The sequence below is a fragment of the Pararhodobacter sp. genome, from assembly GCF_034676075.1.
Lineage (GTDB): Bacteria > Pseudomonadota > Alphaproteobacteria > Rhodobacterales > Rhodobacteraceae > Pararhodobacter.
This window is the reverse complement of record NZ_JAUCCQ010000019.1, coordinates 1-22865: the sequence shown is the minus strand read 5'-3', so window position 1 is coordinate 22865 and position 22865 is coordinate 1. Positions and strand designations below refer to the sequence as shown.

At 68.1% G+C, this 22865-nt stretch carries 22 protein-coding genes; 12 read left to right on the top strand and 10 right to left on the bottom strand.

Annotated elements, in window-relative coordinates; genetic code table 11:
* Positions 1-79: 79 nt before the first annotated feature.
* A complete protein-coding gene (gene mdlC / locus VDQ18_RS08505; protein ID WP_323020521.1) occupies positions 80-3208 on the bottom strand; it encodes a benzoylformate decarboxylase in 3129 nt (1042 codons plus the stop codon).
* A 104-nt stretch (positions 3209-3312) separates the two neighbouring features.
* Between mdlC and VDQ18_RS08500 the strand changes: the two genes are divergently transcribed.
* Entirely contained in the window at positions 3313-4209 is an 897-nt protein-coding gene (locus VDQ18_RS08500) for a LysR family transcriptional regulator (RefSeq protein ID WP_323020520.1), read from the top strand.
* A gap of 3 nt (positions 4210-4212) precedes the next feature.
* On the opposite strand, the gene VDQ18_RS08495 is transcribed toward VDQ18_RS08500, so the two are convergent.
* The gene (locus VDQ18_RS08495; RefSeq protein ID WP_323020519.1) at positions 4213-4962 is read right to left on the bottom strand and encodes an RlmE family RNA methyltransferase; all 750 of its coding nucleotides are present in this window, start codon (positions 4960-4962) and stop codon (positions 4213-4215) included.
* A gap of 25 nt (positions 4963-4987) precedes the next feature.
* A complete protein-coding gene (locus VDQ18_RS08490; protein WP_323020518.1) occupies positions 4988-6145 on the bottom strand; it encodes a Ppx/GppA phosphatase family protein in 1158 nt (385 codons plus the stop codon).
* Positions 6146-6392: 247 nt separating this feature from the next.
* On the opposite strand from VDQ18_RS08490, the gene VDQ18_RS08485 reads away from it, so the two are divergent.
* The 8 genes from VDQ18_RS08485 to VDQ18_RS08450 all read left to right on the top strand — a co-directional run bounded on the left by VDQ18_RS08485 (position 6393) and on the right by VDQ18_RS08450 (position 11863).
* Positions 6393-7094: an outer membrane protein gene (locus tag VDQ18_RS08485; protein WP_323020517.1), complete on the top strand. Its 702-nt coding sequence runs from the start codon at positions 6393-6395 to the stop codon at positions 7092-7094.
* Between the two features lie 222 nt (positions 7095-7316).
* Positions 7317-7964 (top strand): outer membrane protein, encoded by a 648-nt coding sequence (locus tag VDQ18_RS08480; protein WP_323020516.1) that lies wholly within the window; start codon positions 7317-7319, stop codon positions 7962-7964.
* Positions 7965-8188: 224 nt separating this feature from the next.
* The gene (locus VDQ18_RS08475) at positions 8189-8521 is read left to right on the top strand and encodes a virulence factor (protein WP_323020515.1); all 333 of its coding nucleotides are present in this window, start codon (positions 8189-8191) and stop codon (positions 8519-8521) included.
* A 10-nt stretch (positions 8522-8531) separates the two neighbouring features.
* Entirely contained in the window at positions 8532-9437 is a 906-nt protein-coding gene (locus VDQ18_RS08470; RefSeq protein ID WP_323020514.1) for a methylenetetrahydrofolate reductase, read from the top strand.
* Positions 9438-9529: 92 nt separating this feature from the next.
* The gene (locus VDQ18_RS08465) at positions 9530-9952 is read left to right on the top strand and encodes a hypothetical protein (RefSeq protein WP_323020513.1); all 423 of its coding nucleotides are present in this window, start codon (positions 9530-9532) and stop codon (positions 9950-9952) included.
* Positions 9953-9977: 25 nt separating this feature from the next.
* A complete protein-coding gene (locus VDQ18_RS08460) occupies positions 9978-10652 on the top strand; it encodes an HAD family phosphatase (RefSeq protein WP_323020512.1) in 675 nt (224 codons plus the stop codon).
* Positions 10649-11629 (top strand): methyltetrahydrofolate cobalamin methyltransferase, encoded by a 981-nt coding sequence (locus tag VDQ18_RS08455; RefSeq protein WP_323020511.1) that lies wholly within the window; start codon positions 10649-10651, stop codon positions 11627-11629. Before VDQ18_RS08460 ends, VDQ18_RS08455 begins: the two co-directional genes overlap by 4 nt.
* A 90-nt stretch (positions 11630-11719) precedes the next feature.
* Positions 11720-11863, top strand: a complete 144-nt coding sequence (locus VDQ18_RS08450) for a hypothetical protein (protein WP_323020510.1) — start codon at positions 11720-11722, stop codon at positions 11861-11863.
* 7 nt (positions 11864-11870) lie between these two features.
* Here VDQ18_RS08450 and VDQ18_RS08445 read toward each other — a convergent pair whose 3' ends face one another.
* The 3 genes from VDQ18_RS08445 to VDQ18_RS08435 all read right to left on the bottom strand — a co-directional run bounded on the left by VDQ18_RS08445 (position 11871) and on the right by VDQ18_RS08435 (position 13024).
* A complete protein-coding gene (locus VDQ18_RS08445; RefSeq protein WP_323020509.1) occupies positions 11871-12038 on the bottom strand; it encodes a hypothetical protein in 168 nt (55 codons plus the stop codon).
* Positions 12039-12044: 6 nt separating this feature from the next.
* A complete protein-coding gene (locus tag VDQ18_RS08440; RefSeq protein WP_323020508.1) occupies positions 12045-12323 on the bottom strand; it encodes a hypothetical protein in 279 nt (92 codons plus the stop codon).
* An 86-nt stretch (positions 12324-12409) separates the two neighbouring features.
* Complete coding sequence (locus VDQ18_RS08435; RefSeq protein WP_323020507.1) at positions 12410-13024, bottom strand: LysE family translocator; 615 nt, start codon at positions 13022-13024, stop codon at positions 12410-12412.
* Between the two features lie 72 nt (positions 13025-13096).
* On the opposite strand from VDQ18_RS08435, the gene VDQ18_RS08430 reads away from it, so the two are divergent.
* Together VDQ18_RS08430 and VDQ18_RS08425 are read left to right on the top strand one after the other, a co-directional pair.
* Positions 13097-13708 (top strand): Pr6Pr family membrane protein, encoded by a 612-nt coding sequence (locus tag VDQ18_RS08430; protein ID WP_323020506.1) that lies wholly within the window; start codon positions 13097-13099, stop codon positions 13706-13708.
* 65 nt (positions 13709-13773) lie between these two features.
* Positions 13774-14184, top strand: a complete 411-nt coding sequence (locus tag VDQ18_RS08425) for a universal stress protein (RefSeq protein ID WP_107750815.1) — start codon at positions 13774-13776, stop codon at positions 14182-14184.
* A gap of 3 nt (positions 14185-14187) precedes the next feature.
* Here the strand turns inward: VDQ18_RS08425 and VDQ18_RS08420 are convergent, their stop codons facing one another.
* The 4 genes from VDQ18_RS08420 to VDQ18_RS08405 all read right to left on the bottom strand — a co-directional run bounded on the left by VDQ18_RS08420 (position 14188) and on the right by VDQ18_RS08405 (position 21697).
* Positions 14188-15735 carry a trimethylamine methyltransferase family protein gene (locus VDQ18_RS08420; RefSeq protein ID WP_323020505.1) on the bottom strand — a complete coding sequence of 516 codons (1548 nt, stop codon included), beginning with the start codon at positions 15733-15735 and terminating at the stop codon, positions 14188-14190.
* 131 nt (positions 15736-15866) lie between these two features.
* A complete protein-coding gene (locus tag VDQ18_RS08415; RefSeq protein WP_323020504.1) occupies positions 15867-18287 on the bottom strand; it encodes an FAD-dependent oxidoreductase in 2421 nt (806 codons plus the stop codon).
* A gap of 9 nt (positions 18288-18296) precedes the next feature.
* The gene (locus VDQ18_RS08410) at positions 18297-19235 is read right to left on the bottom strand and encodes a homocysteine S-methyltransferase family protein (RefSeq protein ID WP_323020503.1); all 939 of its coding nucleotides are present in this window, start codon (positions 19233-19235) and stop codon (positions 18297-18299) included.
* A gap of 41 nt (positions 19236-19276) precedes the next feature.
* Positions 19277-21697 carry an FAD-dependent oxidoreductase gene (locus VDQ18_RS08405; RefSeq protein WP_323020502.1) on the bottom strand — a complete coding sequence of 807 codons (2421 nt, stop codon included), beginning with the start codon at positions 21695-21697 and terminating at the stop codon, positions 19277-19279.
* A gap of 174 nt (positions 21698-21871) precedes the next feature.
* Here VDQ18_RS08405 and VDQ18_RS08400 point away from each other — a divergent pair, with 174 nt between their 5' ends.
* Positions 21872-22780: a metal ABC transporter solute-binding protein, Zn/Mn family gene (locus tag VDQ18_RS08400; protein ID WP_323020501.1), complete on the top strand. Its 909-nt coding sequence runs from the start codon at positions 21872-21874 to the stop codon at positions 22778-22780.
* Positions 22781-22865 lie beyond the last annotated feature (85 nt).

Here is a 22865-nt window from a genome sequence, read left to right as displayed (position 1 = left end):
TGCCCCCTCTCCTGCCCCTGAAACAGAAACGGCCCGGGCGAACCCCGGGCCGTTTCGTCCTCCGCTCCCAACCCGCGGATTACCCCATGTGGATGGACTTGGTTTCGAGGTAGTTCTCCAACCCCTCGATCCCGCCCTCGCGCCCCTGCCCCGATTGCTTGAAGCCGCCGAAGGGCATGGTGATATCGACGATCATCGAATTGACCGACATGTTGCCCGCCCGCATCCGCCGGGCGAAAGCATAGGCCTTTTCCGGGTCCTGCGAGAAGACGGCGCCCGCCAGCCCATAGACCGAGTCATTGGCCTTGCGCGCCGCGTCATCCTCGTCCCGGTAGCCGATGACCGAGACGACCGGGCCGAAGATTTCCTCCTGAAAGATCTTCATGCCGGGGGTCACGTCGGTAAAGACCGTGGGCTCGATGAAGAAGCCCTTGTCCAGCCCCGCGGGACGCTTGCCGCCGCAGAGCACCCGCGCCCCGCCCTCGATCCCGGCCTTGATGTAGCCCTCGACCCGCTCGCGCTGGCGGGCCATGGTCAGGGGGCCCATCTGGGTCGCGGGATCCGAGGGATCGCCCAGCTTGATCGACTGGACGGCCGGGACGAACAGGTCCAGGAATTCCTGTTTCCGCGTCTCGGGCACCAGGATCCGCGTCAGCGAGAAGCAGACCTGCCCGGTGATCGGCATGGAATAGATCAAGAGCGGCATCAGCGCCTTCTGGAAATCGGCATCCGGCAGCAGCACGGCGGCCGATTTGCCGCCCAGCTCCAGCGACACCCGCGCCAGGCGCTCGGAACAGACCGCGGCGATATGCTTGCCCGCGGCGGTCGAGCCGGTGAAGGCCACTTTGTCGATGTCCGGGCGACGGATCAGGTAATCGCCGACGTCGCGCCCGGCAGGCACCAGGTTGAAGACACCCGCAGGCAGGCCGGCCTTCTCGATGCATTCGGCCATGATATAGGCTTCCAGCGGCGTCTCGGGCGAGGGTTTGGCGACGAAGGTGCAGCCCGCCGCGAGGCCCGCAGCGATCTTGTAGGTCAGCAGCACCATCGGCGCGTTCCAGGGCGAGATGGCGGCGGTGACGCCGACCGGCTCCTTCACCACGCGGGTGGTGCCGCCATCGGCGCGCTTGCGGGCGTCGATGAACGGATAGCTCTCGATCATGTCGGCGTAGAAATCGAAGAGCTGCGCGTTCTGCGGCGCCAGCTTCTTGGCCAGCATCACCGGCACGCCGACCTGCGCCACCCAGGCCTGAACGATATCGTCCATCCGGTCTTCGATGTTGCGGGCGATCTTGCGCAGGTAGCGCGCGCGCTCGGTGGGCGAAAGGCGCGGCCAGGGGCCTTCGTCGAAGGCATGGCGGGCGGCGGCGACGGCGCGGTCGATGTCGGCGGTCCCGGCCTCGGGGTAGCGCAGGATCACCTCCTCGGTCATCGGCGAGACGACTTCGAGGCTGGCGCGCGACAGGGGCTCGACCCATTCGCCGTTGATGAAGAATTTCTCGGGCGCCTTCAGGCGCCCCCCCTGGGTGGCGCTGACCGCCGGGGCGGTGTTGGTCATCACGTTCATGGGCTCTTCCTCCCGTTGAGCTGTCTCGGTCTCGGGCTGCGGCCCGATCATCACTTCCAGAAGACGCGGACCTTTCCGCGCCAGCATCTCGCGGATCGCGCCGGGCAGCGCGGCCGGATCGGCGCAGCGCTCGGCGGGCACGCCCTGTGCCCGGGCGATCTGCACGAAATCGAGGTGGTTGATCGCCACCCCGGCCACGTTCCGCGCCTGCGTCTTCTCGGCGATGCCCTTCAGCGCGGCATAGCCACCGTTGTTGAGGATCAGGATGCAGAGGTCGGCGTCATGTTCCGCCGCCGACCAGAGCGCCTGAATGGAATAGAGGCTGGAGCCGTCGCCCATGATGGCGATGACCGGCCGGTCCTGCCCGGTCAGCGCGGCACCGACCGCCGCCGGCAGGCCAAAGCCCAGCCCGCCCGAGGCGGTGGCGAAGAAGCCGCCGGGCCGGTCGATGGGGAAGTAATCGTGCAGCGCGTCGCGGGCGCTGGGGGCTTCCTCGACCACGATGCTGTCAGGGTCTCTCAGGTCGCTCAGCACCTGCATGAACCATTCGTTGGTGATCGTGGCGGGTTGCGGCACGCCCGGGATGTCGCGCATCGGCCGGGACGGCAGGTCGCGGGCGGTGCAGCGGCCGGTCAGGAACTCCGCCGCCGTGCCGCAATCGGCGACCAGCGACAGGCCGATGGCCGCGCCCGCCGCCTGCGCCGGGTCGTCGGTGATCTGGTAAAGGCCGGTGCCGGGGCGCAGATGCTCGGGCATCCCCGGGAAATGATAGGTGAAGACCGGCGCGCCGAGGACCAGCACCGCATCGGCCGGCGCCAGACGGTCCGAGATGGCGGGCTGCACGGCGGGCAGGAAACCCGCAAACAGCGGATGGGTTTCGGGGAAGGAACAGCGCGGCGACATCGGGCTGACCCAGACCGGCGCCGCCAGCCTCTCGGCCAAGGCGATGACTGGATCCCAGGCCCCGTCGCGGTCGACGCCGGGGCCGACGACGAGGGCCACCTGCCGCGCCGCTTCAAGCCCCTCGGCCACCCGCTCCAGCGCCGCCAGATCGGCGCCGAGCCTCAGCGAGACCTCGCGCGGCTCGATGGGCGCGGCGGGGCGGGACCAATCGTCCAAGGGCACCGAGACCAGCACCGGCCCCCGAGGCGCCTGCATCGCCCGCCAATAGGCCTGTTCCAGCGCACGCGGCACATCCTCGGCCCGGGCGGGCTGGATCGCCCATTTGACGCAAGGGCCGGGCATCGTCTCGGGTGCCTCGTTGCCCAGAAACGGCTCGCCCGGCAGCAGGGCGCGGGTCTGCTGGCCGGTGGTGACAATGAGCGGCGTGCGGTTCTTCATCGCCGTGTAAAGGTTGCCCATCGCGTGCCCCAGCCCCGCGGCGGAATGCAGGTTCACGAAAGCCGCGTTGCCGGTGATCTGGGCATGAGCATCGGCCATCCCCACCGCCACGGATTCCTGCAGGCCCAGCACATAGGTGAAATCCTCGGGCAGGTTCACGAACATCGGCAGTTCGGTCGAGCCCGGGTTGCCGAAGATCTTGTCGATCCCGTGCCGCCGGAGCAGCGCGAAGCTGGCCTCGGCCACGGTTTCGACAGCGCTGCGGACGCCCTGCGGTGCCGGACGCGATTGGTCGTTCATCAAAGCCTCCCTCGCGGATCCGGGGACCGCGGAAAGGTCAATCTGGCACGATTCGCCCCTGCGACAGAATTGCCAAGTTTGTTAAAAAGTCATACCCATCAGGTATGGCTTTTGATGTCCGCGACGCCCGTATCCTGCTTGCCTGCGCGCAGAGCCGCTCCATCGGCCGGGCGGCGAGGGCGCTGAACATGGCGCAGCCCGCCGTGACCCGGGCGCTGAACCGGCTGGAGGCGCAGCTCGACGCCCCCCTCTTCGAGCGCACGACACGGGGGGTGGAGCCCACGCCCTATGGCGCGGCGCTGCTGCCCTATGCCGAACTGATGGTCTCGGAATCCGCCCAGGCCGAGGAGCTGATCCGCCAGATGCGCGGCGCCGGGCGCGGGCTGGTCAGGATCGGTGGCGTCGGCTCGGTCGCGGGGGGGCTTCTGGTCGAGGCGCTGACGCTGCTGCGCGAAAGTCATCCCGAAGTCACCTTCAGCGTGACCGAGGAGCTGGAGGACCGGCTGGTCGAGGGGCTGAAGACCGGCGCCGTGGATCTGGCGGTGCTGCCGGATTCGGCGCTGGATGACGAGATCCGACTGGCGGCGGAAGAGAGTTTCCACGACGAGGTGCGGGTCTATGTCCGCGCCGGGCATCCGGCGGCGGGGCGCGATCTGACGCTGGCCGAGGCCGCGCGGCTCGACTGGGCGATGCCACCGCAGGCCACGCCCATCACCCGCGAATGGATGCGCCGCTTTCACGATCAGCGGCTGGAGCCGGGCCTGCCGGTGCTGCAATCGCGCTCGACAGCGGTGATCCGGGCGGCGGTGCTGGCCGGGGATCTGGCCTGCTGGATGCCCGAGCCGGTGCTGCTGGGCGATCTGGCGCAGGGACAGGTGGCGCCGGTCCGGGTGCCCGACCTCGACTGGCGGCGCAGCTTCAAGATCTACCGCCGCCGCCGGGGCCTGCTGCCGCCCAGCGCCGATCTGCTGCTGGGCGCGCTGCGGCGGCTGGCGGGGTAGCGGTTACGCGTCGTCCTCGTCCGTGGCCTGTTCCTCGGGCGCGCCGCGATAGCCCAGGGCGACCACGTATTTCTCCGAGGAATCCGAACGGCTTGCGGGCGGTTTCACGTTATGGACCTTGGTGAAGCGCTGCTTGAGCAGACCCTGCAGATCGCCCTCGGCCCCGCCGGCCAGCACCTTGGCCACGAAGGTACCGCCCGGCGCCAGAACGTCGAAGGCGAACCAGGCGGCATGCTCGCAGAGCGCCATGATCCTGAGGTGGTCGGTCTGCTTGTGGCCGGACGAGGCGGCGGCCATGTCGGACATGACCACATCCGCCTGCCCGCCCAGCCAGGCCTTGACCTGATCGTCCGCGCCATCGGCCATGAAATCGAGGACATAGGCATCGGCCCCGGCCAGCGGCTCGACCTCCTGCAGGTCGACGCCCAGCACGGTGCCCTTGCGCTTGCCCGATTTGGCGCCCAGCGCGTTGACGCGGTCCACCGCCACCTGCAGCCAGCCGCCCGGCGCGCAGCCCAGATCGACCACCCGGGCGCCCGGCACCAGGAAGCGGAACTTGTCGTCCAGCTCCACGATCTTGAAGGCCGCGCGGCCCCGGAACCCCTCGCGCCGCGCGCGGGCGACATAGGGGTCGTTCAGCTGCCGTTCCAGCCAGCGCGTGGACGAGAGTTTCCGCCCCTTCGCCGTCTTGACCTTGACCTTGAGCTCGCGCTGACCGCGGCCCGAGGTGTTCTTGCCGCCCTCGTTCGCCATGTTGAAACCTTTCAGAGAAGCCCGTTTATAATCCGGCTAGCACGCCGTCGTGGGTCATCTGCGCATAGAGCAGCCCCTCGCGCAACCCGCGGTCGGCGACCGACATCACGTCGGTGGGCCAGACGCGCATCAGCGCCTGCAGGATCGCCGCGCCCGACATGATGAGCCCGTGACGCTCGCGCCCGATGCGGGGATCGGTGCGCCGCCCCTCCGGCCCCAGCGCCAGGTAATCGCGGATCACCTTGTCGATCTGGGCCGAGGTCATGGTCAGCCCGTCGACCTTGTTGCGGTCATAGCGTTTGAGGCCGAGATACGAGGCCGCGACGGTGGTCACGGTGCCCGAGGTGCCGATGATCTGGAACCCGTCGCGCGGGGCCGGGTTCTGGTAGGGAGAGAAATCGTGGAGCTGTTCCTCGAAATGCCAGGACATCAGCGCGAAACGGGCGGCGTCATCCTCGACATCGTTGAATTGCTCGCGGAGCGTCGCGACCCCCAGCGGCACGCTGATCCAGTCGACCACCCGCGCCTGACCCGGCAGCTGCGGCGCCTGCACCTGGCTGCGCAGCCCCAGCTTGACGGCCAGGATGGCGCGGCGGCGTTCCTCAGGGGTGACGGCGGCGAGGTCGATCCAGACCAGTTCCGTGGAGCCCCCGCCGATGTCGATGACCAGAAGCTGCTCGGTCTCGGGCGCGACCAGCGGCGCGCAGGAGATCATGGCGAGCCGCGCCTCCTCCTCGGCCGGGATGATCTCCAGCCTGAGGCCGGTCTCGCGCTGGATCTTGCGGATGAACTCGGCCGAATTGCGCGCGCGGCGGCAGGCCTCGGTCGCCACCAGCCGCATGCGGATCACTGCGTGGTCGTCCAGCTTGCGGCGGCAGATCCTGAGCGCCTGCACGGTGCGGGCCATCGGCACATGACCCAACCGGCCCGTGCTTTCAAGCCCGGTCCCCAGCTCGACGGCGCGGGAAAAACTGTCAACGACTTCGAATTGCGCGCCGTTGGGACGCGCAATCAGCATGCGACAGGAATTTGTCCCCAGGTCGAGGGCAGCATAAAGCCCCCCGTCCTCGGGACCTGACTGGCGCTTCGGCTCTTTTCCGGCCGGAGTCCGACCCCGTTTGGGTGGCCTCGACGATTTCGGAGTCGGATGCGCCGCCGCGCCTGCGGGACGCTCGGGCGTCATGGCCGCCCTCCATTTCGTGTTGCCCTTTACCCTAAAGATCGGCCGCTGCGCGCGCAAGCGCGTTCCGGCCCGGGGCAGGTGCGCGGACCTCGCGGAAATCCGCCGGTCGGGCCCGGGTCACCGAAATAACGCGGGCTTGTGAATTGAACCTCCCGACCAGGAGCCCAAAATAACGGCAGACCGAGCAGGAATTCCCCCGGGGACCCTTGAAGAGCGGGCGCAAGACGCCCGGAGACTGGAGACGACGATGAACAGATCTGGCATTGCCGCGCTTGCCGCAGCGCTTGCCCTGACCGGTTCGGCGGCCCTTGCCACGGGGCCTGTCGCGCCTCAGGCCAACATTCCGACGGGCAGCGTGATCGCGCCCTACAGCAGCTATAACTGGACCGGCGGCTATGCCGGGGTCCGGCTGGGCACGCCCCTGGGCGAAAACAACTGGGCCGAACGCGGCCTCGGCGCCGAATCGATCCCCGGCAACTGGGACGGCACCACCTGGGGCCTGACCGGCGGCTACGATGTGCAGAGCGGCGCGCTCGTCTATGGCGGGGCGCTGGATTACACCGGCGGCGAGATCATGGCCAGCTCGCCCCAGAGCCTGGGCTTCGGCTGCCCCGGCGGCAGCTGCGAAACCTATGTCGAGAACGCGATGGCGCTTCGCGGCCGCATCGGCTGGGCCATGGACCGGACGCTGTTCTACGCCACCGCGGGCCTCGCGACCGGCGAGGCGCGGGCCAATTTCACCGGCGGCGCCACGCTGGGGTCGGACCGGCTGAACGGCTGGACCGCGGGCCTCGGCGTCGAACATGCGGTGACGGATTCCTTCTCGCTCAGCGCCGAATACCTGTTCACCGACCTCGGCCGGCTCGAGATCCCCGCCAGTTGCGGGACCGATTGCTACACCGATGTCTCGTATGGCCGGATCCGCCTGGGGGCGAATTTCCGGTTCTGAGGATGTAACCGAGGACCCTTCCCGTGACCCCCAGATAACCCGGGGGAGTGGTGAAACTTTGGCGGTCCTCCTCCGTATCTTGATCGAGCGTGACCATGGAAACACGCGTTCGTCAGGGAAACGTCCGAAGCCAGTCGGAACCATTCGCGGCCTCGGACGTTGACAAGCAGGATCCCGGCTCAAGTCGGGACAAACAGTGGAAACGACTTCGTGGAGACCACAATGAAAACCATCATCGCCGCCGCCGCCCTTGGCCTCGTCGCGACCAGCGCGCTCGCCTCGGGCCCCGTCGCCCCGCAACCCTATGTCCCCCCGGTCACCGTTCCGGTCGCCTCGGGCTATGACTGGAGCGGCGCCTACGCCGGTCTCGGCGTCACCTATGGCCGCATGCAGTTCGACACGAACGGTGCCATCCCCTCCTACCCGGACGCCACCGGCTGGGGCCTGAGCGGGATCGCCGGTTACAACTGGCAGAACGGCAACCTCGTCTATGGTGGTGAAGTCGTCGCCGACTTCTCGAACCGTGAAGGTGCCAACGATTGCGGCGCGCCGGGCAACACCTGCACCAGCGCTGTCGAGAATCAGCTCTCGATCCGCGGCCGTGTGGGCTATGCCATGGACCGCTCGCTGATGTTCATGACCGTGGGTTACGGCCGTGACGAGCGTGGCGCCGCGGGCACCCTGGGTGGCGGTTCGGCCGTCTACTCGGGCGCGATGCTGGGCGTCGGCTACGAGCAGGCCATCGGCAGCGGCGCCTGGACCATGCGCGGCGATCTGGAGCACTATTTCTACGGTGACGAGCAGATCAACGGCATCGCCACCAACGGCGACAGCTCGATCCTGCGCCTCTCGGTCATCCGCCGCTTCTGATCGGCGCCTGATCTAGCCCATCGACCCGCCCCCTCACCGGGGCGGGTTTTCCTTTGCGCCTCACCATGTTGGTGAGGATTTTTCATGTCCGGGCGGCTGGCCGCGCCCCGGCCCCGCCTGTTATCAAGGCCGCGTCGCATCCTGGCGCGGCGCGGTCGGAAACGGCACGGCGACAGGCCCGGTTAGCGGCGAGGAATGAGGGGTCCAGCCCCCGAGGAGCCCCCATGTCTGACCCCATCTCCGGCACGACGCCGCAGCCCGTCACCATCGTCTTCTGGCGCGACATCCCCGCCCAGGTCATCGTCGGCAAGGGCCGCCGCGGCGCCAAGGTGCAATTGCCCGAACGCTTCGAACAGGCGATCGACCGCTGCGCCATGAAGATTGGCGCCCGGGACAGCGATTCCTACCTGTCGGAATGGCGCAAAGCCGACCCCTATGATGTCGCTGGCGAACAGGAACAGGTCGCCCGCGCCGAGGCCCAGCGCCTGGAAGCGGAATACGACACCGACAGGATCAAGGCGCTGATCGCCAATGACGGTTGGGACCGGCGCGCATAGGGAGATTTCCATGGCCCTCTTCCCCTTCGCCCGCAAATCCGGTGCCACCGGCTCGGCCGCGGTCGCCGCGTTCCTCGATGGGTTCTCCATCGAGGTGATGCCCCGCACCGCCGAGAAGATCGAGGATTTCCGCACCCTCCTGCCCCAGGGCACGCGGGTTTATATCGCCCATATCGACGGCACGCCGATCGAGGACATGGTCGCCACCGCCAAGCGCCTGCGCGCCGAGGGCTATGAGCCGATGCCGCATTTCCCGGCGCGGATCATCGCCGACAAGGCGATGCTGACGGATTGGGTCGCGCGTTATCAGGGCGAGGCCGGGGTGAAACAGGGCCTGATCCTGGCCGGCAACCCGCAACAGCAGAAGGGCGAGTTCCACTCCTCCATGCAGCTGCTGGAATCGGGCGCTTTCGACGGGTTCGAACGGCTGCATGTCGCCGGCCACCCCGAGGGCAACAAGGACATCGACCCCGACGGCTCGGACCGGATGGTGATGGAAGCGGCGCTCTGGAAACAGGCGTTCTCCGAGCGCACCGATGCGAAAATGGCCATGGCCACGCAATTCTGCTTCGAAGCGAAGCCGGTCATCGACTGGGTGAACAACCTGAAGGCCAACGGCATCGACCTGCCGGTGCATATCGGCGTCGCCGGTCCCGCGAAGCTGCAGACGCTGATCAAATTCGCCATCGCCTGCGGCGTCGGCCCCTCGCTCAAGGTGCTGCAGAAACGCGCCATGGACGTGACCAAACTGTTGCTGCCCTACGAGCCCGACGAGTTCGTCACCGAACTGGCCGAGCACAAGGCCGCGAACCCCGATTTCGGCATCGAGGCCGTGCATTTCTTCCCGCTGGGCGGGATCAAGACCAACGCCGACTGGACCCAGCGCAACGGCCAGCGCCCGGCGCAGGCAGCCTGAGACCATGCAGCGCATCGCGGATCGTGATTTGTCGAAGGCGGGAGGCAGCGGTTACGCTGCCGTCCTTGCCTTTTCGATCAGAGAGTTTCGCGATGCTCCGTTTTCTGTTGCCGGCCGCGCTGGCGCTCATTCCGTCCCTTGCCTCTGCGCAGGCCCAGTACATTCCCGGGCGCTGGCGCTGCATCCTCAACTCGGTCCCCGCCACCGTCGACGTGATCGTCGACATGGCGCCCGATTTCACCGCCTATGCCGAGGGGACGTGGATCCTCAACCAGGGTCCCGGCATGAACGGTCCGCAGATCCGCGAGATCCGGGCGCCCGGGCGCTGGGCTTTCGGCCCCCTGCCGGGCATGCCCTCGCAGCAGGGTCTGCATTTGCAGCTCGTGCCGAACAACGTGCCCTCGTTCACGCTCTACCCGGCCTGGATCGGCGATCCCGGCGCGCTTCGGACCTATGTGCCGGATGGCGCCTATCCGGGCGCGATGCTGGAATACGCCTGCCAGCGCCTGCGCTGAGCCCGCAATCCTGCGGGGGCCGCGCATGAGGCCCTCGCCCCGCGCCGCGCTGCTGTTCGATCTGGACGGCACGATGCTGCACACCGATCCGATCCATTTCGCCATCTACCGCGACCTGATGGCCGCGCGGGGAATCGCGATTGATCAGGCCTTCTACGACCGGCATGTGCTGGGGCGGCTCAACACCGATGTGTTCCGCGACTTCCTGCCGGACGAGGCCGATCCGCAGGGCCTGTCCGACGCCAAGGAAGCGGAGTTTCGCCGCCGCCTGCCCCGCCCCTTCCCCGCGACCCCGGGTCTGGGGCGGCTGCTGGACCGCGCCGAACACGCCGGGCTCGGCCTTGCCGTGGTGACCAACGCCAACCCGCTCAACGCCGAGGCGATGCTGGCGGCCATCGGCCTGCGGGACCGTTTCGCCGTGGTGATCAGCGGCGAGACCTGCGCGCGGGGCAAGCCCTTCCCCGATCCCTATCTGACCGCCATGGACCGTCTGGGCGTCGCGCCCCGCGATTGCATCGCCTTCGAGGACAGCCCCTCGGGCATCCGCGCCGCCACCGACGCCGGGGCCTTCGTCATCGGCCTGCGCTCGACGCTGGACGATGCGGCGCTCCGGGCCGCGGGCGCCCACCTCACCCTTGCCGATTTCACCGATCCCGCGCTCGAGGAATCCCTCACGCGCCTAGAAGGAGTTTCCTCATGACCCGTACCGTCCTCGAATCTGCCACCAAGACCGTGATCATCGGCTTTGACGAACCCTTCTGCGTGATCGGCGAGCGCATCAACCCGACCGGCCGCAAGAAACTGGCGGCCGAGCTGGAGATGGGCGATTTCTCGACCGTCGAGCGGGACGCGCTGGAGCAGGTGATCTGCGGCGCCACGGTGCTGGACGTGAACTCGGGCGCCGTCTTCACCAACAAGATGGCCGAAGACCCGCGTTACGCCGACAACAACTTCGTCGAACCGCCGCTGATGAAGGCGCTGATCGAGCGGATCCAGGCGATCACCGATGTGCCGCTGTGCATCGACTCGTCGGTCCCCGGCGCGCTGGAAGAGGGGCTGAAAGCCGCGCAGGGTCGCCCGCTCTTGAACTCGGTCACGGGCGAGGAAGAGCGTCTGGAACTGGTCCTGCCGCTGGTCAAGAAATACAACGTCCCGGTGGTCGCCATCTCGAACGACGACACCGGCATCTCGCAGGACCCCGACGTCCGCTTCGCCGTGGCCAAGAAGATCGTCGAGCGCGCCGCCGATTTCGGTATCCCGGCGCATGACATCGTGGTCGACCCGCTGGTGATGCCGGTCGGTGCCATGGCCTCGGCCGGGCGGCAGGTCTTCGCGCTGGTCAAGCGCCTGCGCGACGAGCTGGGTGTGAACACGACCTGCGGCGCCTCGAACATCTCGTTCGGGCTGCCCAACCGGCACGGCATCAACGGCGCCTTCCTGCCCATGGCCATCGGCGCCGGCATGACCTCGGCGATCATGAACCCGGTCCGCCATCAGGAGATGGAGGCGATCCGCGCCGCCAACCTGCTGATGGACCACGATTCGAACGGCGGCGAATGGATCCGTCTGGCCAAGGTGCTGGAAGCCATGCAGGCGGGCGCCACCTTCGCCGAAGCCTCGGCCGCGGCCTCGGCCGCCTCCTCGGGCCGCCGGGGCGGCCGCCGCGCACGGGGCTGAACCACTCTCACCCGAAACAGCGAAGGGCGGCCCGCGACGGCCGCCCTTTTTCATGGCAGGATGCGCCCAGCTTCCAGCATCGGGTGCCCCATGTCGCAAAACGTGACGATCTGGCTGATCGTCCTGGCCGTCGCCACCGCCTTCCTGGCCCTCGCCTATGTCAGCCCGGAATTCGCCCGGCTTCTGGGCCAGCTGGCGCGGATCTTCGGCCTGATCGGCCGCGCCTTCGGCTGAGCGCCGCTCAATCGATGGCGGGCAAGCGGATCCGCTCGACCAGCGCCGCGTCGGCGATCTCGATGTAATCGGGGAACCAGGTCCAGGCGATGGGCTGGCAATCGGCGGAATAGAGCGGCGTGGCCAGCGTCTGCCCGGTGCCAAGGTCGATGACCGCGTTGCGCACCATCGTCACCAGCGCCTAGGTCCCCGGATCGCCCGAGAAATATTGCAGCAGCGCCACCCGCCCGCCGTAGCGGTCGAGCCGCACGAAATCCAGCACCTCGGGGATGACCGGCGCATCCATGGTCAGATCGACCGTGAGACCGGGAAAGGCCGGGTTTTCAGCGGTGAAGGCGAAATCCTCGCCCTCGATCACCTGCCAGCCGCTGGCCGGGGCGCTGGGTTCGGGCAGCGCGCATTCGGCCAGCGCCGCGCCGCCCAGCCCCGCCCCGATGATGGCCGCCGCGATAAGCCGCATCGGCGATTCCCCTTTGGTCCCTGTCAGCGCCACCATAGAAAGCCGCCGCCCGGCCGATCAACCATCGGGGTGGAAAATCGGCGGTATCACGCCTTTGCGGCAATCGCTGCCGCCGCGCCGCCCATGACCAGGGCACTCAGCCGCTGGGACAGGCGAATCGCGCGCGGCGTCCTGAGGAGCCTGCGGGCATGCTGCGCCAGCAGGATCCAGCCCAGATCCGCCACCGCCAGCACCGCCAGCGTGACCAGCGCCAGCAGCCCGGCCTCGCCCCAGCCCAGGCTCCGCGTGTCCAGCAGCGTCGGCAGCAGCGCCAGATAGAAGAGCATGATCTTCGGATTGCCCAGCGTCACCGCCATCCCCGCCCCGAACATCGACCAGGCCGATCCCCGGCGCGGCAATTCCGCCGCGCCACCCTCCCCCGGCGCGCGCCACATGCTCCAGGCAAGCCAGACCAGATAGGCCACGCCCAGCCATTTCAGCCCGGCAAACAGCCAGTGGAAGGTCTGCGCCAGCGTCGCCAGCCCCGCCAGCGCCGTCAGCAGCCAGATGAGTTCACCCAGCCACATCGCCAGCACGAAAGGCATCACCTCACGCCAGCCGCGCGACAGCACGCGTGCCACCAACGCCGCGATCGAGGGGCCGGGCGTGCCCGCCGCCAACAGAAGCGCCAGCGCGAAAACCGAAACCGACAGAATGTCCATGCCCGAGCCCCCGCCAAGCCGCGTGACATCTTTCGCGGCGCTTGTATCCTGCCCTTTCAACCCGGAGGTGTCATGTCCCGAAATCTCGCCGCCCTCGTCGCCCTGGCCGCCCTGTGCGGGCTGGTCCTGCAATTCCTCGCCAGCGGCGCGACCGAAGGGCTGGCCGACCCGCTGCTGCGCCTCTGGGCGCTGGGACGGTTCTTCACCATCCTGACCAATGCGCTGGTCTTCGTCAGCTTCGCCCTCTTCGCATCGGGCCGGAACCCGGGCGACGGCTGGATGGCGGGGGTCGTGCTGTCGATCGGCATGGTCGGCCTCGTCTTCCATCTGCTGCTGGCGCCCGAGGCGCCGCTGACCGGGCTGACCTTCTGGGCCGATCTCTGGCTGCACACGCTGACGCCGCTCTTCGCCGTGCTCTGGTGGCTGGGCTGGGGCGGGCGGGCCCTGACGCTGGCCGATGTGCCGCGCTGGCTGATCTGGCCCGCAGGCTATTGCCTCTATGCGCTGCTCAGGGGCCAGATCGACGGGATCTATCCCTATTTCTTCCTCGATGTCGGCCGGTTCGGTGCCACGCGCATCGCGCTGAACATCGCCGGGCTCTGCCTCGGCTTCGCGCTGGCCGGACTGGTGCTTCTGGGGATCGCCCGTGCCCTAGCCCGGGGCGCAAGACTGGCAAGACCTTGACCCAGATCATGTCCGGGGGCGATCCTCGGCCCTATCTTCACCCTACGCGAACTGGAGAGAAGACCATGTACAAACACATCATCGTCGCCGTCGACCTCAGCCATGGCGAAGCCGGCAAGGCCCTGATCGACAAGGCCGTTCAACTGCTGGATGCCGGCGGCGTGATCCGGCTGCTGCACGTCCTGGAGGATGTGCCGAGCTATATCGCCGCCGAACTGCCGCGCGACCTGAACGACCGCCGCCAGGCCGAGGCAAGGGTCGAGCTGGGCCTTCTGGCCGATGGCGTCAGCGCCGATGTCCAGTCCGAGATCCGCACCGGCGCCCCGGCCAGCCAGATCCTGCAATGCGCCGACGACACCGGCGCCGATCTGATCATGATCGCCTCGCACCGCCCGGGGCTCAGCGATTATTTCATCGGCTCGACCGCCGCCCGCGTGGTGCGCCACGCGCAATGCTCGGTGCTGATCTCGCGCTGAGCCTCAGCGGAAGTGAATGTTGAACCGGCTGCGGATCGCCAGATCCGTGGCCGGGTCGATCTGGCAGGGCGCGCGGGCCAGGATCTCGGCCACCCGCTTCTGCGCCTCGTCCAGCAGCAGCGGCCGCCCGGCCTCGTTCCATTCCTTGGGGCTCATCCGGTTTCCCAGCACTGGGTAGATGTATTCGGTCTGCATCAGCTTCAGCGTCTGATCCGAGCCGAGGTAATGGCCCGGCCCGCCCAGACAAACCTGTTTCATGACATCGAGGCTGACCGCATCCTCGGTCACGTCGATCCCCCGCACGCAGCGCAGCGCCTGCCCCAGCAGGTCATCGCCCAGCACCAGCGATTCGAAGCTGAAGCCCAGCAGCGAGGCATGCATGCCGACCGCCTCATAAACCATGTTCAGCCCCGACAGCCCGGCCAGCGTGTTGGAAATCGCCTGCTCCCAGCCCGCCTGCATATCGGGCAGCTTGCTGTCGGCGATCCCCGCCGCCGCGCCGCCCGGCAACCCGTAGAAGCGGTGCATCTGCGCGCAGCCCGCGGTCAGCAGGGCCTGTTCGGCGCTGCCCCCCGACATGGCCCCGGTCCTCAGGTCGCTGACGAAAGGCCAGGTGCCGAAGATTGCCGGATGGCCGGGGGCGATGGCGTTGACATAGACCACCCCCGCGAGGCATTCCGCCACCGCCTGCACGATCGAGGCGGCGATCGGCGCCGGGCTGGTCGCCCCCGCCTGCCCTGCGCTGAGCAGCAGGACCGGCATGCCCGCGCGGATGCAGGCCTCCATGGTGATGCAGCTTTCCTCGGCGAATTTCATCGGCGGCACGACGAAGCAATTGGAATTGCTCACGAAGGGCCGGGCGCGCCAGGCCTCCTCGCCCCCCGCCACCAGGTGCAGCAGCTCGAAACAGCCCGTCACATGCGACGGGTCGCTGAACGAGGTGCCCACATGCTTGGTCGTCCCCGCCAAAGCGCCATAGAGCGTGTTGATATCCATGTCGAAATTGTCGGTCACATCGCGACAGACGCAGATCCGCTGGAAGAAATGCACATTGTCCAGATGCTGCACGATCCGCGCCGCGTCATGCAGGTCCTGCGCGGTGGACTCGCGGTAGTCGAGCGTCGCCAGATCGACCACATGCACCGCCGCCCCCGCCGTGCCGTAATGGACCCGCGTCCCCTCCAGATGCAGATCGTGCCGCGGGTCGCGGCCATGCAGCGTGATCCCGCGCGCCGCCTTGGCCAGCATGTCCTCGACCAGCGCCCGCGGATAGCGGAGCCGCCCGTCATCGCCCAGCACCGCGCCCGCCCGCGTCATGACCTCGACGCCCGAGGCCGGGGCATTGGCCAGCCCCACCACCTCCAAGGCCTCCAGCGCAGCCTGATGGATGCGCAGCACAGCGGCCTCGCTCAGGGGGGAATACTGCCCCCCCGGCAGGCCCGCCCTGACCGGGCGCTTCCCCTCCTCCAAGGGTGCCGCGCGCAGGGCGACCCGCGCCCCCCGCCCCCCGCTGCGCCGCGCCTTCACCGGAGCACAGACTTCTTCGCCCATCTTTGTTCTCCAAATATCCACGGGGGGTTTCCAAAGGGGGGAGCGTGCTCCCCCCTTTGGGCAGGGGGTGCGGGGGGCGGCAGCCCCCCGCCTTCTTACGTTCTCTGGGGGCGGCAGCCCCCCGGCCTTCGTCACATCCGAACGCGCAAGGCTTTCGGGTCATAGAGCGGGCTCAGCGAGGCCCTGGCCGGCACCCGCCGCCCGGCGATGTCGATCTCGAACACGCCGTCGAAACCGCCTTCCACCGGCACATAGCCCAGGGCGACCGAGCCCCCGAGGGCATGCCCGTAATTGCCCGAGGTGACGGTGCCGACGATCCGGCCATCCCGCCAGATCGGCTCGTTGTGGTAGGCCATGGCGTCGGGGTCCTGCAGCAGGAACTGCACCATCCGCCGCTCCAGCCCCGCCTCCTGTTTGCGCAGCACCGCCTCGCGGCCGATGAACGCGCCCTTGGCCGGCTTCACGGCGAAGCCGAGGCCCGCTTCCAGCACATGATCCTCGTCGGTGATGTCATGGCCCCAATGACGGAAGGCCTTCTCGATCCGGCAGCTGTCCAGCGTATGCAGACCGCAAAGCGTGATCTCCGGCGCGGCCTCCATCAGGCTCTCGAAGACATGCGCGGCCTGATCGGTGGGCACATAAAGCTCCCAACCGAGTTCGCCCACATAGCTCACCCGATGCGCCCGGCCGAGGCCCATGCCCAGCTCGATCTCCTGCGCCGTACCATAGGGGAAAGCAGCACTATCCAGGGCGGCGGGGGTCACGCGCGCCAGCACGTCCCGCGCCTGCGGCCCCATCAAGCACAGCACCGCCTCGCCCGCCGTGACATCGGTGATGACGGCGAAGGCCTCTCCGACATGGCGCCTGAGCCACGCCAGATCCCGTTGCAGCGTCGCCCCCGGCACCACCAGCAGGAAGGCGGTCTCCGTGAGCCGCGTCACCGTCAGATCGCTCTCGATCCCGCCCTTCTCGTTCAGCATCTGCGTATAGACGATCCGCCCCGGCGGCACGTCCATGTCATTGGCGCAGACGCCCTGCAGGAAGGCGCAGGCATCCCGCCCCTCGACCCGGATCTTGCCGAACGAGGTCATGTCGAAGAGGCCCACGCCATTGCGGACCGCCAGATGCTCGGCCTTCTGGTTCTCGAACCAGTTCTGCCGACCCCAGGCGTAGCGGTATTCCCGCTCTTGACCCGGCCGCGCGAACCAATTGGCGCGTTCCCACCCCGCAACTTCCCCGAACACCGCGCCCCGCGCCTTCAGCGCCTCGTGCAGGGGCGAGCGGCGGACGCCGCGGGCGGTCTCCACCTGCCGGAAGGGGAAGTGATCGGCATAGAGCAGGCCCAGCGTTTCCGTCACCCGCTCTTTCAGGTAGCGGCGGTTCTTCTGGAAGGGCTGGGCGCGGCGGATATCCACCTCCCAGAGGTCGAAGGGCGCCTCGCCCTCATTCATCCAGCTGGCCAGCGCCATCCCGGCCCCGCCCGAGGACACGATCCCCACCGAATTATACCCCGCCGCCACCCAGTAATTCCCCAGCTCCGGCGCCGGGCCGAGGTAATAGCGGTCGTCGGGGGTGAAACTTTCCGGCCCGTTGAAGAAGGTATGGATGCCGGCCGTCTGGAACAGCGGCATCCGGTTCATGGCCATGCCGAGGATCGGCTCGAAATGCTCGAAATCCTCGGGCAGGCTGTCGAAGCAGAAATCCTCGGGGATGCCACCCATGCCCCAGGGCTTGGCCTTGGGCTCGAAGGCGCCGAGCATCATCTTGCCCGCGTCCTCCTTGTAGTACGCGCATTCGTCGGGGACGCGCAGCACCGGCAGGCGGCCCAGCCCCTCGATCGGTTCGGTTACCAGATAGAAGTGTTCGGCCGCGTGCAGGGGCAGCGTGACGCCGGATTGCGCGGCGAGGTCGCGGCCCCACATGCCGCCGCAATTCACCACATGCTCGCAGGCGATGGTGCCCGGCCCCTCCGGCCCCTCATAGGCGACGCCGGTGACCTTGGCGCCATCGTCCAGCACCTTCGTTACCTTGACGCCTTCCTGAATCACCGCGCCGCGCATCCGCGCGCCCTTGGCCAGCGCCATGGCGATGTTCGCGGGGTCGCATTGGCCATCGAGCGGCAGATGCACGGCCCCCACCACATCGCCCACGTTCAGATGCGGGTACATCGCCTTGACCTCGGCCGGGCTGATCTCGGTTACGTCGACGTCGAAGGCCCGGGCCAGCGCCGCCTGACGGTAGAGTTCCTCCCGCCGGGCCTCGGTCAGCGCCACGGAGATGGAGCCGGTCTGGCGCATCCCCGTGGCGATCCCGGTCTCGGCCTCCAGCTTCACGTAAAGATCCGCCGAATAGCGCGCGAGCCGCGTCATGTTCCGCGACCCGCGCAATTGCCCGATCAGCCCCGCCGCATGCCAGGTGGTGCCCGAGGTCAGCTGCTTGCGCTCCAGGAGCACGATGTCGGTCCAGCCCGCTTTCGCCAGATGATAGGCGACCGAGCAACCCGAGACGCCCCCACCGATGATGACGACACGGGCATGGGTGGGGAGCGTCATGGCAAGGCCTCAGCGGATGGTGTGACCGGCCGCGCGCAGGCGGCGGGCGAGTTCGGCGATATGGGCAGGTCCGGTCTCGCAGCAGCCACCGACCAGCGTCGCCCCCTGCCCGACCCAGCCCAGGGCGAAATCGGCATAGCGTTCGGGCGTCAGTTCCGGGCGGTTGGTCAGCGCATCGACCGTGGCATTGTCCTTGAGGAAATCCGAGGTGATCAGCTGGAAACCGTTGGCATAGGCGCCGAAGGGGCGGCCGAAGGATCCGAGCACCGGCATCGCCTGATCCATCGCCTCGGGCGCCGAGCAATTGGCCAGCACCGCGTCGACGCCCTCCAGAAGCGGCGCGAGATCGGCGAGCGTCTCGCCCGAGCGCAGCAGGGTGCCGTCGCGATCCTCGACCGTGACCGAGAGCCAGAGCGGTGTGTCCGGCGCGCCTTGCTTCGCGCCCTCGATCAGCGCCCTGGCATGGGCGAGCGAGGCGACGGTTTCCCCGATCAGCAGGTCCACCCGCGGCGCCATGATGGCCGCGACCTCGGCGTATTTCGCCACCGCCTCGGCATGGGGCGGCAGGGTCTCGGGCCGGTAGGAGGCAACGAGCGGCCCCATCGACCCGGCGAGCAGCCCCCGCCCATGCTTCGCCCGCGCCGCCTCGGCCTCGGAAAGCGCGGCCTCGTAGAAATCGAGAAAGCGGTGGTCGAGGCCGAATTTCAGGAACCGGTCGTGGTGCAGGGCATAGGTATTGGTCGTCGCCAGGCTGGCACCGGCGGCGAAGTAATCGTCATGCACCGCCTGCACCATGCCGGGATGGTCGATCATCACCCGCGTGGCCCAGAGCGGCGTCGGCTGATCCCCGGCGCGGTGGATGAGTTCCTGACCCATGCCGCCGTCGAGGAGGGTGATCGGGGGGGCTGCTCGCCCCCCCGGGCCCCCCTCGCCAAAGGGGGAGTACACTCCCCCTTTGGAAACCCCCGTGCGTATTTGCGGCAAAGTGATCATGAGCGGAGCCTTTCATTCCCTGCGTCCCAGAGCGGACCGGCCCCTTCTACCAGCGCCTTGTGGCGGCTGCCGTAGATTTCGACCTCAAGGGCGGTGCCCGGCGTCGTGTGCTGGCTCGCGATCATCGCCAGCGCCACGCAGGCGCCGGTCCGGTAGCCCCAGGCGGCCGAGGTCACTTCGCCCACGATCCGCTCGCCCGCCCAGACATTGGCCACGTAGGGTGGGTCGAAGTCAGGGGCGTCGACGGTGAGGATGGTGAAGCGTTTCGCCGGGCCCTGCTGGCGTTCGCGCTCCAGCGCCGCCTTGCCCGGGAATTCCTTCGACCAATCGATGAAGCGCTCGAGCCCGCCCTCCAGCAGCGAGTAATCGGTGGAAAGGTCCCCCTTCCAGGCGCGATAGCCCTTCTCAATCCTCAGCGAATTCAGGGCTTTCATGCCGAAGGGGACGGCGCCCTGCGCAAGGATCGCGTCATAGATGGCGGGCGCATCGGCGCGGTCGCAATGCACCTCCCACCCCAGTTCACCGGCGAAGGAGACGCGAACCAGCGCCACGTCCTTGCCCGCGACCTTGGCCTGATACTGGACCGAGAGCCAGGGCAGCGTCAGATCGCCTTCGGTGATCGGGGCGAGGATGTCGCGGGCTTTCGGGCCGGTGACGATGAAGCAATGGATCAGGTCCGAGAAATCCTCCAGCACCACGCCCTCGGGCAGGTCCTTGCGCAGGAGGTCGGCGTCGTGGCTCTGGGCGACGGCGGCGGTGATCACGCCGATCTCCTCGTCGCTGAAGGGCAGGACACTCATTTCGGTGACGATCCGCCCGCGCGCATCGGCGAAATAGATAAGCCCGATGCGCCCCGGCGCCGGGATGCGCGAGGCGGTCAGGCTGTCGAGATGGGCGCGCGCGCCGGGGCCCTTGAGCCGCAGACGGGTGAAACCCGGCAGGTCCAGCACGCCGCAGCCGTCGCGCACCGCCTCGCATTCGGCCTGAATGCGCGCCGCCCAGGGGCCGTCGCGGCGGAAGGTCTGCGTGGCTTCCCACGAGGTATCATCGCCCGGCGCCGCGAAATATTCCGCCCGTTCCCAGCCGTTATAGGGCGCGAATTGCGCGCCCAGAGCCTTCAGCCGCTCATGGACCGGCGAGAGTTTGCGGTCGGGCGCGGCGGGCCAGCGCGCCATGGGGAAATGGATGCCGTATTCGTGGCCATAAATCTCCTTGCCCTTGGCGAGGCAATAGGCGTCATCCTCCCAGCCGGTGAAGCGGCGGGGATCGCAGGACCACATATCCCATTCGGTGCCGCCCTCGGTCACCCATTCGGCCAGCACCTTGCCCGCGCCCCCCGCCTGACAGATGCCGAAGGTGAAGACGCAGGCCTCGAAGGCATTCGGCACGCCCGGCATCGGGCCGATCAGCGGATTGCCATCGGGCGTATAGGGGATCGGGCCGTTGATGACCTTCTGGAGGTTGGCCTTCTCCAGCAAAGGCACCCGGGCCATGGCGTCGTTGATATGCCATTCCAGCCGTTCCAGATCGTCGGGATAGAGCTGGAAACTGAAATCCTCGGGCATCGGATCGTCGGGGCTGGCCCAATGGGCACGGCAGGGATCCTCGTAGGGGCCGAGGTTGAAGCCCATCTTCTCCTGCCTCAGGTAATAGGAACTGTCGACATCGCGCAGCAGCGGCAGCTTGTGGCCGGTATCGCGGGTCCATTGCTCCAGCTCGGGGATCGTGTCGAACAGCAGGTACTGGTGGCTCATCACCATCATCGGCACCCGGCGGCCGAACATCGCGCCGACGCGGCCCGCGTAATAGCCGCCCGCGTTCACCACGTACTCGCAACGCACCTCGCCCTTCGGCGTCTCCAGCACCCATTCGCCGTTGTCGCGCCGGACGCCGGTGACGGGCCGGAACCGCTCGATCCGCGCACCCAGCTGCCGGGCCCCGGCCGCCAGCGCCTGCGTCAGCTGTGCCGGGTCGATATCGCCGTCATAGGGATCGTAGAGCGCGCCCTTGAGGTCGTGCGTTTCGAGGAACGGGTATTTCGCGCGGATCTCGTCCGGCCCGAGGGTTGCGAGATCCATCCCCTGATACCGGCCCATGCCGACCACCTTCTGGAACTCGCGCATCCGCTCGTCGCTGTGGCCAAGGCGGACGGAGCCGGTGACATGGTAGTTCATCGGGTAATCGACCGCCGCGCCGAGGCCCCGGTAAAGCCCCGCCGAATACCGCTGCATGTTCATGATCGACCAGGAGGAGGAGAAAGTCGGCACATTCCCCGCCGCATGCCAGGTCGAGCCCGCGGTCAATTCATTGCGCTCCAGCAGCAGGCAATCGGTCCAGCCCTTCAGCGCCAGATGGTAAAGCGCCGAGGCTCCGACCGCCCCGCCCCCGATGATGACCACACGCGCTGTTTCGACCATGACCTGCCTCCGCTTGCCCGCCATTTGAGCGCAGCGGCGGGCCGAGAGCAATTCGCCTCTCCGCGCCCATTTGATCGGGATTTCCGATCAGTGAGCTTGGCACGCCGCTCATTTGTAGAAGTTGACACAGAGTGTAGCCTTGACTACATTTCTCCAACAACAACGGAGCCCCCCATGCGCACTGGCCTTGCTGCCCTCACCCTTGCCCTCGGCCTCGCCACCCCCGCGGCGGCCGAGCCGGTGCTGCTGGCGACGATCGGCATGATCGGCGACCCGGCGCAGCGGATGGCGGGCGAGTGCGTCAGGGTCGAGGTGCTGATCGGCCCCGGCCTCGACCCGCATCTCTATCAGGCGCGGCCCTCCGACATCGCCAGATTGCGCGAGGCCGACCGGATCGTCGCGCTGGGGCTGGGGCTGGAGGGGCGGCTCGGCTCGGTCCTGGAACGGGTGGGGGCGGCGGTCCTGGGCGCCAGCGTCCCGGCGGACAGGCTCCTCACCCATGGCGAGGCGCCCGATCCGCATATCTGGATGGATCCTTCGCTCTGGGCCACGACCTTTCCGGCGCTGGCCGAGGTGCTGACCGGGATGGCGCCCGACTGCGCCGAGGCCATTGCCCGGGGCCGCGACGCCGAGATGGCGCGGGCGGCGGCGCTCGATGCCTGGGCAGCCGAGGCGCTGGACTCGATCCCGGCCGAACAGCGGATCCTGCTGACCGCGCATGACGCCTTCCAGTATTTCTCGCACCGCTACGGGCTGGAGAATGCGGCGATCCAGGGGATTTCCACCGAAAGCGAACCCTCGATCGCCGATATCGACGCGACCGCCGACCTCGCCGCCGCCCGGCGCGTGCCCGCCGCCTTCATCGAGACCACGCTCAACCCCCGCGCCGTCCGCGCCCTGGTCGAAGCCGCAGCCTCGAAGGGCCATACACTCGAAATCGGCGGCTCGCTCTATTCCGACGCTCTGGGCGAGGTCGGATCGGGGGCCGAGACCTGGCCGGGGATGATCGTCGCCAATGTGACCACCATCACCCGGGCGCTGGGGGGAACGGTGCCGCCCGTGCCGGGCGAGGTATTGCCGTAGGCCGAACCGGGGGGCTACTCGCCCCCCGGACCCCCTCGCCAAAGGGGGGCACGCCCCCCTTTGGAAACCCCGTGGATATTTGCAG

Bases quoted from the DNA above. Each gene is read 5' to 3' on its own strand.
- mdlC (WP_323020521.1), bottom strand. From the start codon at position 3,208: ATGAACGACCAATCGCGTCCGGCACCGCAGGGCGTCCGCAGCGCTGTC.
- VDQ18_RS08500 (WP_323020520.1), top strand. From the start codon at position 3,313: ATGGCTTTTGATGTCCGCGACGCCCGTATCCTGCTTGCCTGCGCGCAG.
- VDQ18_RS08495 (WP_323020519.1), bottom strand. From the start codon at position 4,962: ATGGCGAACGAGGGCGGCAAGAACACCTCGGGCCGCGGTCAGCGCGAG.
- VDQ18_RS08490 (WP_323020518.1), bottom strand. From the start codon at position 6,145: ATGACGCCCGAGCGTCCCGCAGGCGCGGCGGCGCATCCGACTCCGAAA.
- VDQ18_RS08485 (WP_323020517.1), top strand. From the start codon at position 6,393: ATGAACAGATCTGGCATTGCCGCGCTTGCCGCAGCGCTTGCCCTGACC.
- VDQ18_RS08480 (WP_323020516.1), top strand. From the start codon at position 7,317: ATGAAAACCATCATCGCCGCCGCCGCCCTTGGCCTCGTCGCGACCAGC.
- VDQ18_RS08475 (WP_323020515.1), top strand. From the start codon at position 8,189: ATGTCTGACCCCATCTCCGGCACGACGCCGCAGCCCGTCACCATCGTC.
- VDQ18_RS08470 (WP_323020514.1), top strand. From the start codon at position 8,532: ATGGCCCTCTTCCCCTTCGCCCGCAAATCCGGTGCCACCGGCTCGGCC.
- VDQ18_RS08465 (WP_323020513.1), top strand. From the start codon at position 9,530: ATGCTCCGTTTTCTGTTGCCGGCCGCGCTGGCGCTCATTCCGTCCCTT.
- VDQ18_RS08460 (WP_323020512.1), top strand. From the start codon at position 9,978: ATGAGGCCCTCGCCCCGCGCCGCGCTGCTGTTCGATCTGGACGGCACG.
- VDQ18_RS08455 (WP_323020511.1), top strand. From the start codon at position 10,649: ATGACCCGTACCGTCCTCGAATCTGCCACCAAGACCGTGATCATCGGC.
- VDQ18_RS08450 (WP_323020510.1), top strand. From the start codon at position 11,720: ATGTCGCAAAACGTGACGATCTGGCTGATCGTCCTGGCCGTCGCCACC.
- VDQ18_RS08440 (WP_323020508.1), bottom strand. From the start codon at position 12,323: ATGCGGCTTATCGCGGCGGCCATCATCGGGGCGGGGCTGGGCGGCGCG.
- VDQ18_RS08435 (WP_323020507.1), bottom strand. From the start codon at position 13,024: ATGGACATTCTGTCGGTTTCGGTTTTCGCGCTGGCGCTTCTGTTGGCG.
- VDQ18_RS08430 (WP_323020506.1), top strand. From the start codon at position 13,097: ATGTCCCGAAATCTCGCCGCCCTCGTCGCCCTGGCCGCCCTGTGCGGG.
- VDQ18_RS08425 (WP_107750815.1), top strand. From the start codon at position 13,774: ATGTACAAACACATCATCGTCGCCGTCGACCTCAGCCATGGCGAAGCC.
- VDQ18_RS08420 (WP_323020505.1), bottom strand. From the start codon at position 15,735: ATGGGCGAAGAAGTCTGTGCTCCGGTGAAGGCGCGGCGCAGCGGGGGG.
- VDQ18_RS08415 (WP_323020504.1), bottom strand. From the start codon at position 18,287: ATGACGCTCCCCACCCATGCCCGTGTCGTCATCATCGGTGGGGGCGTC.
- VDQ18_RS08405 (WP_323020502.1), bottom strand. From the start codon at position 21,697: ATGGTCGAAACAGCGCGTGTGGTCATCATCGGGGGCGGGGCGGTCGGA.
- VDQ18_RS08400 (WP_323020501.1), top strand. From the start codon at position 21,872: ATGCGCACTGGCCTTGCTGCCCTCACCCTTGCCCTCGGCCTCGCCACC.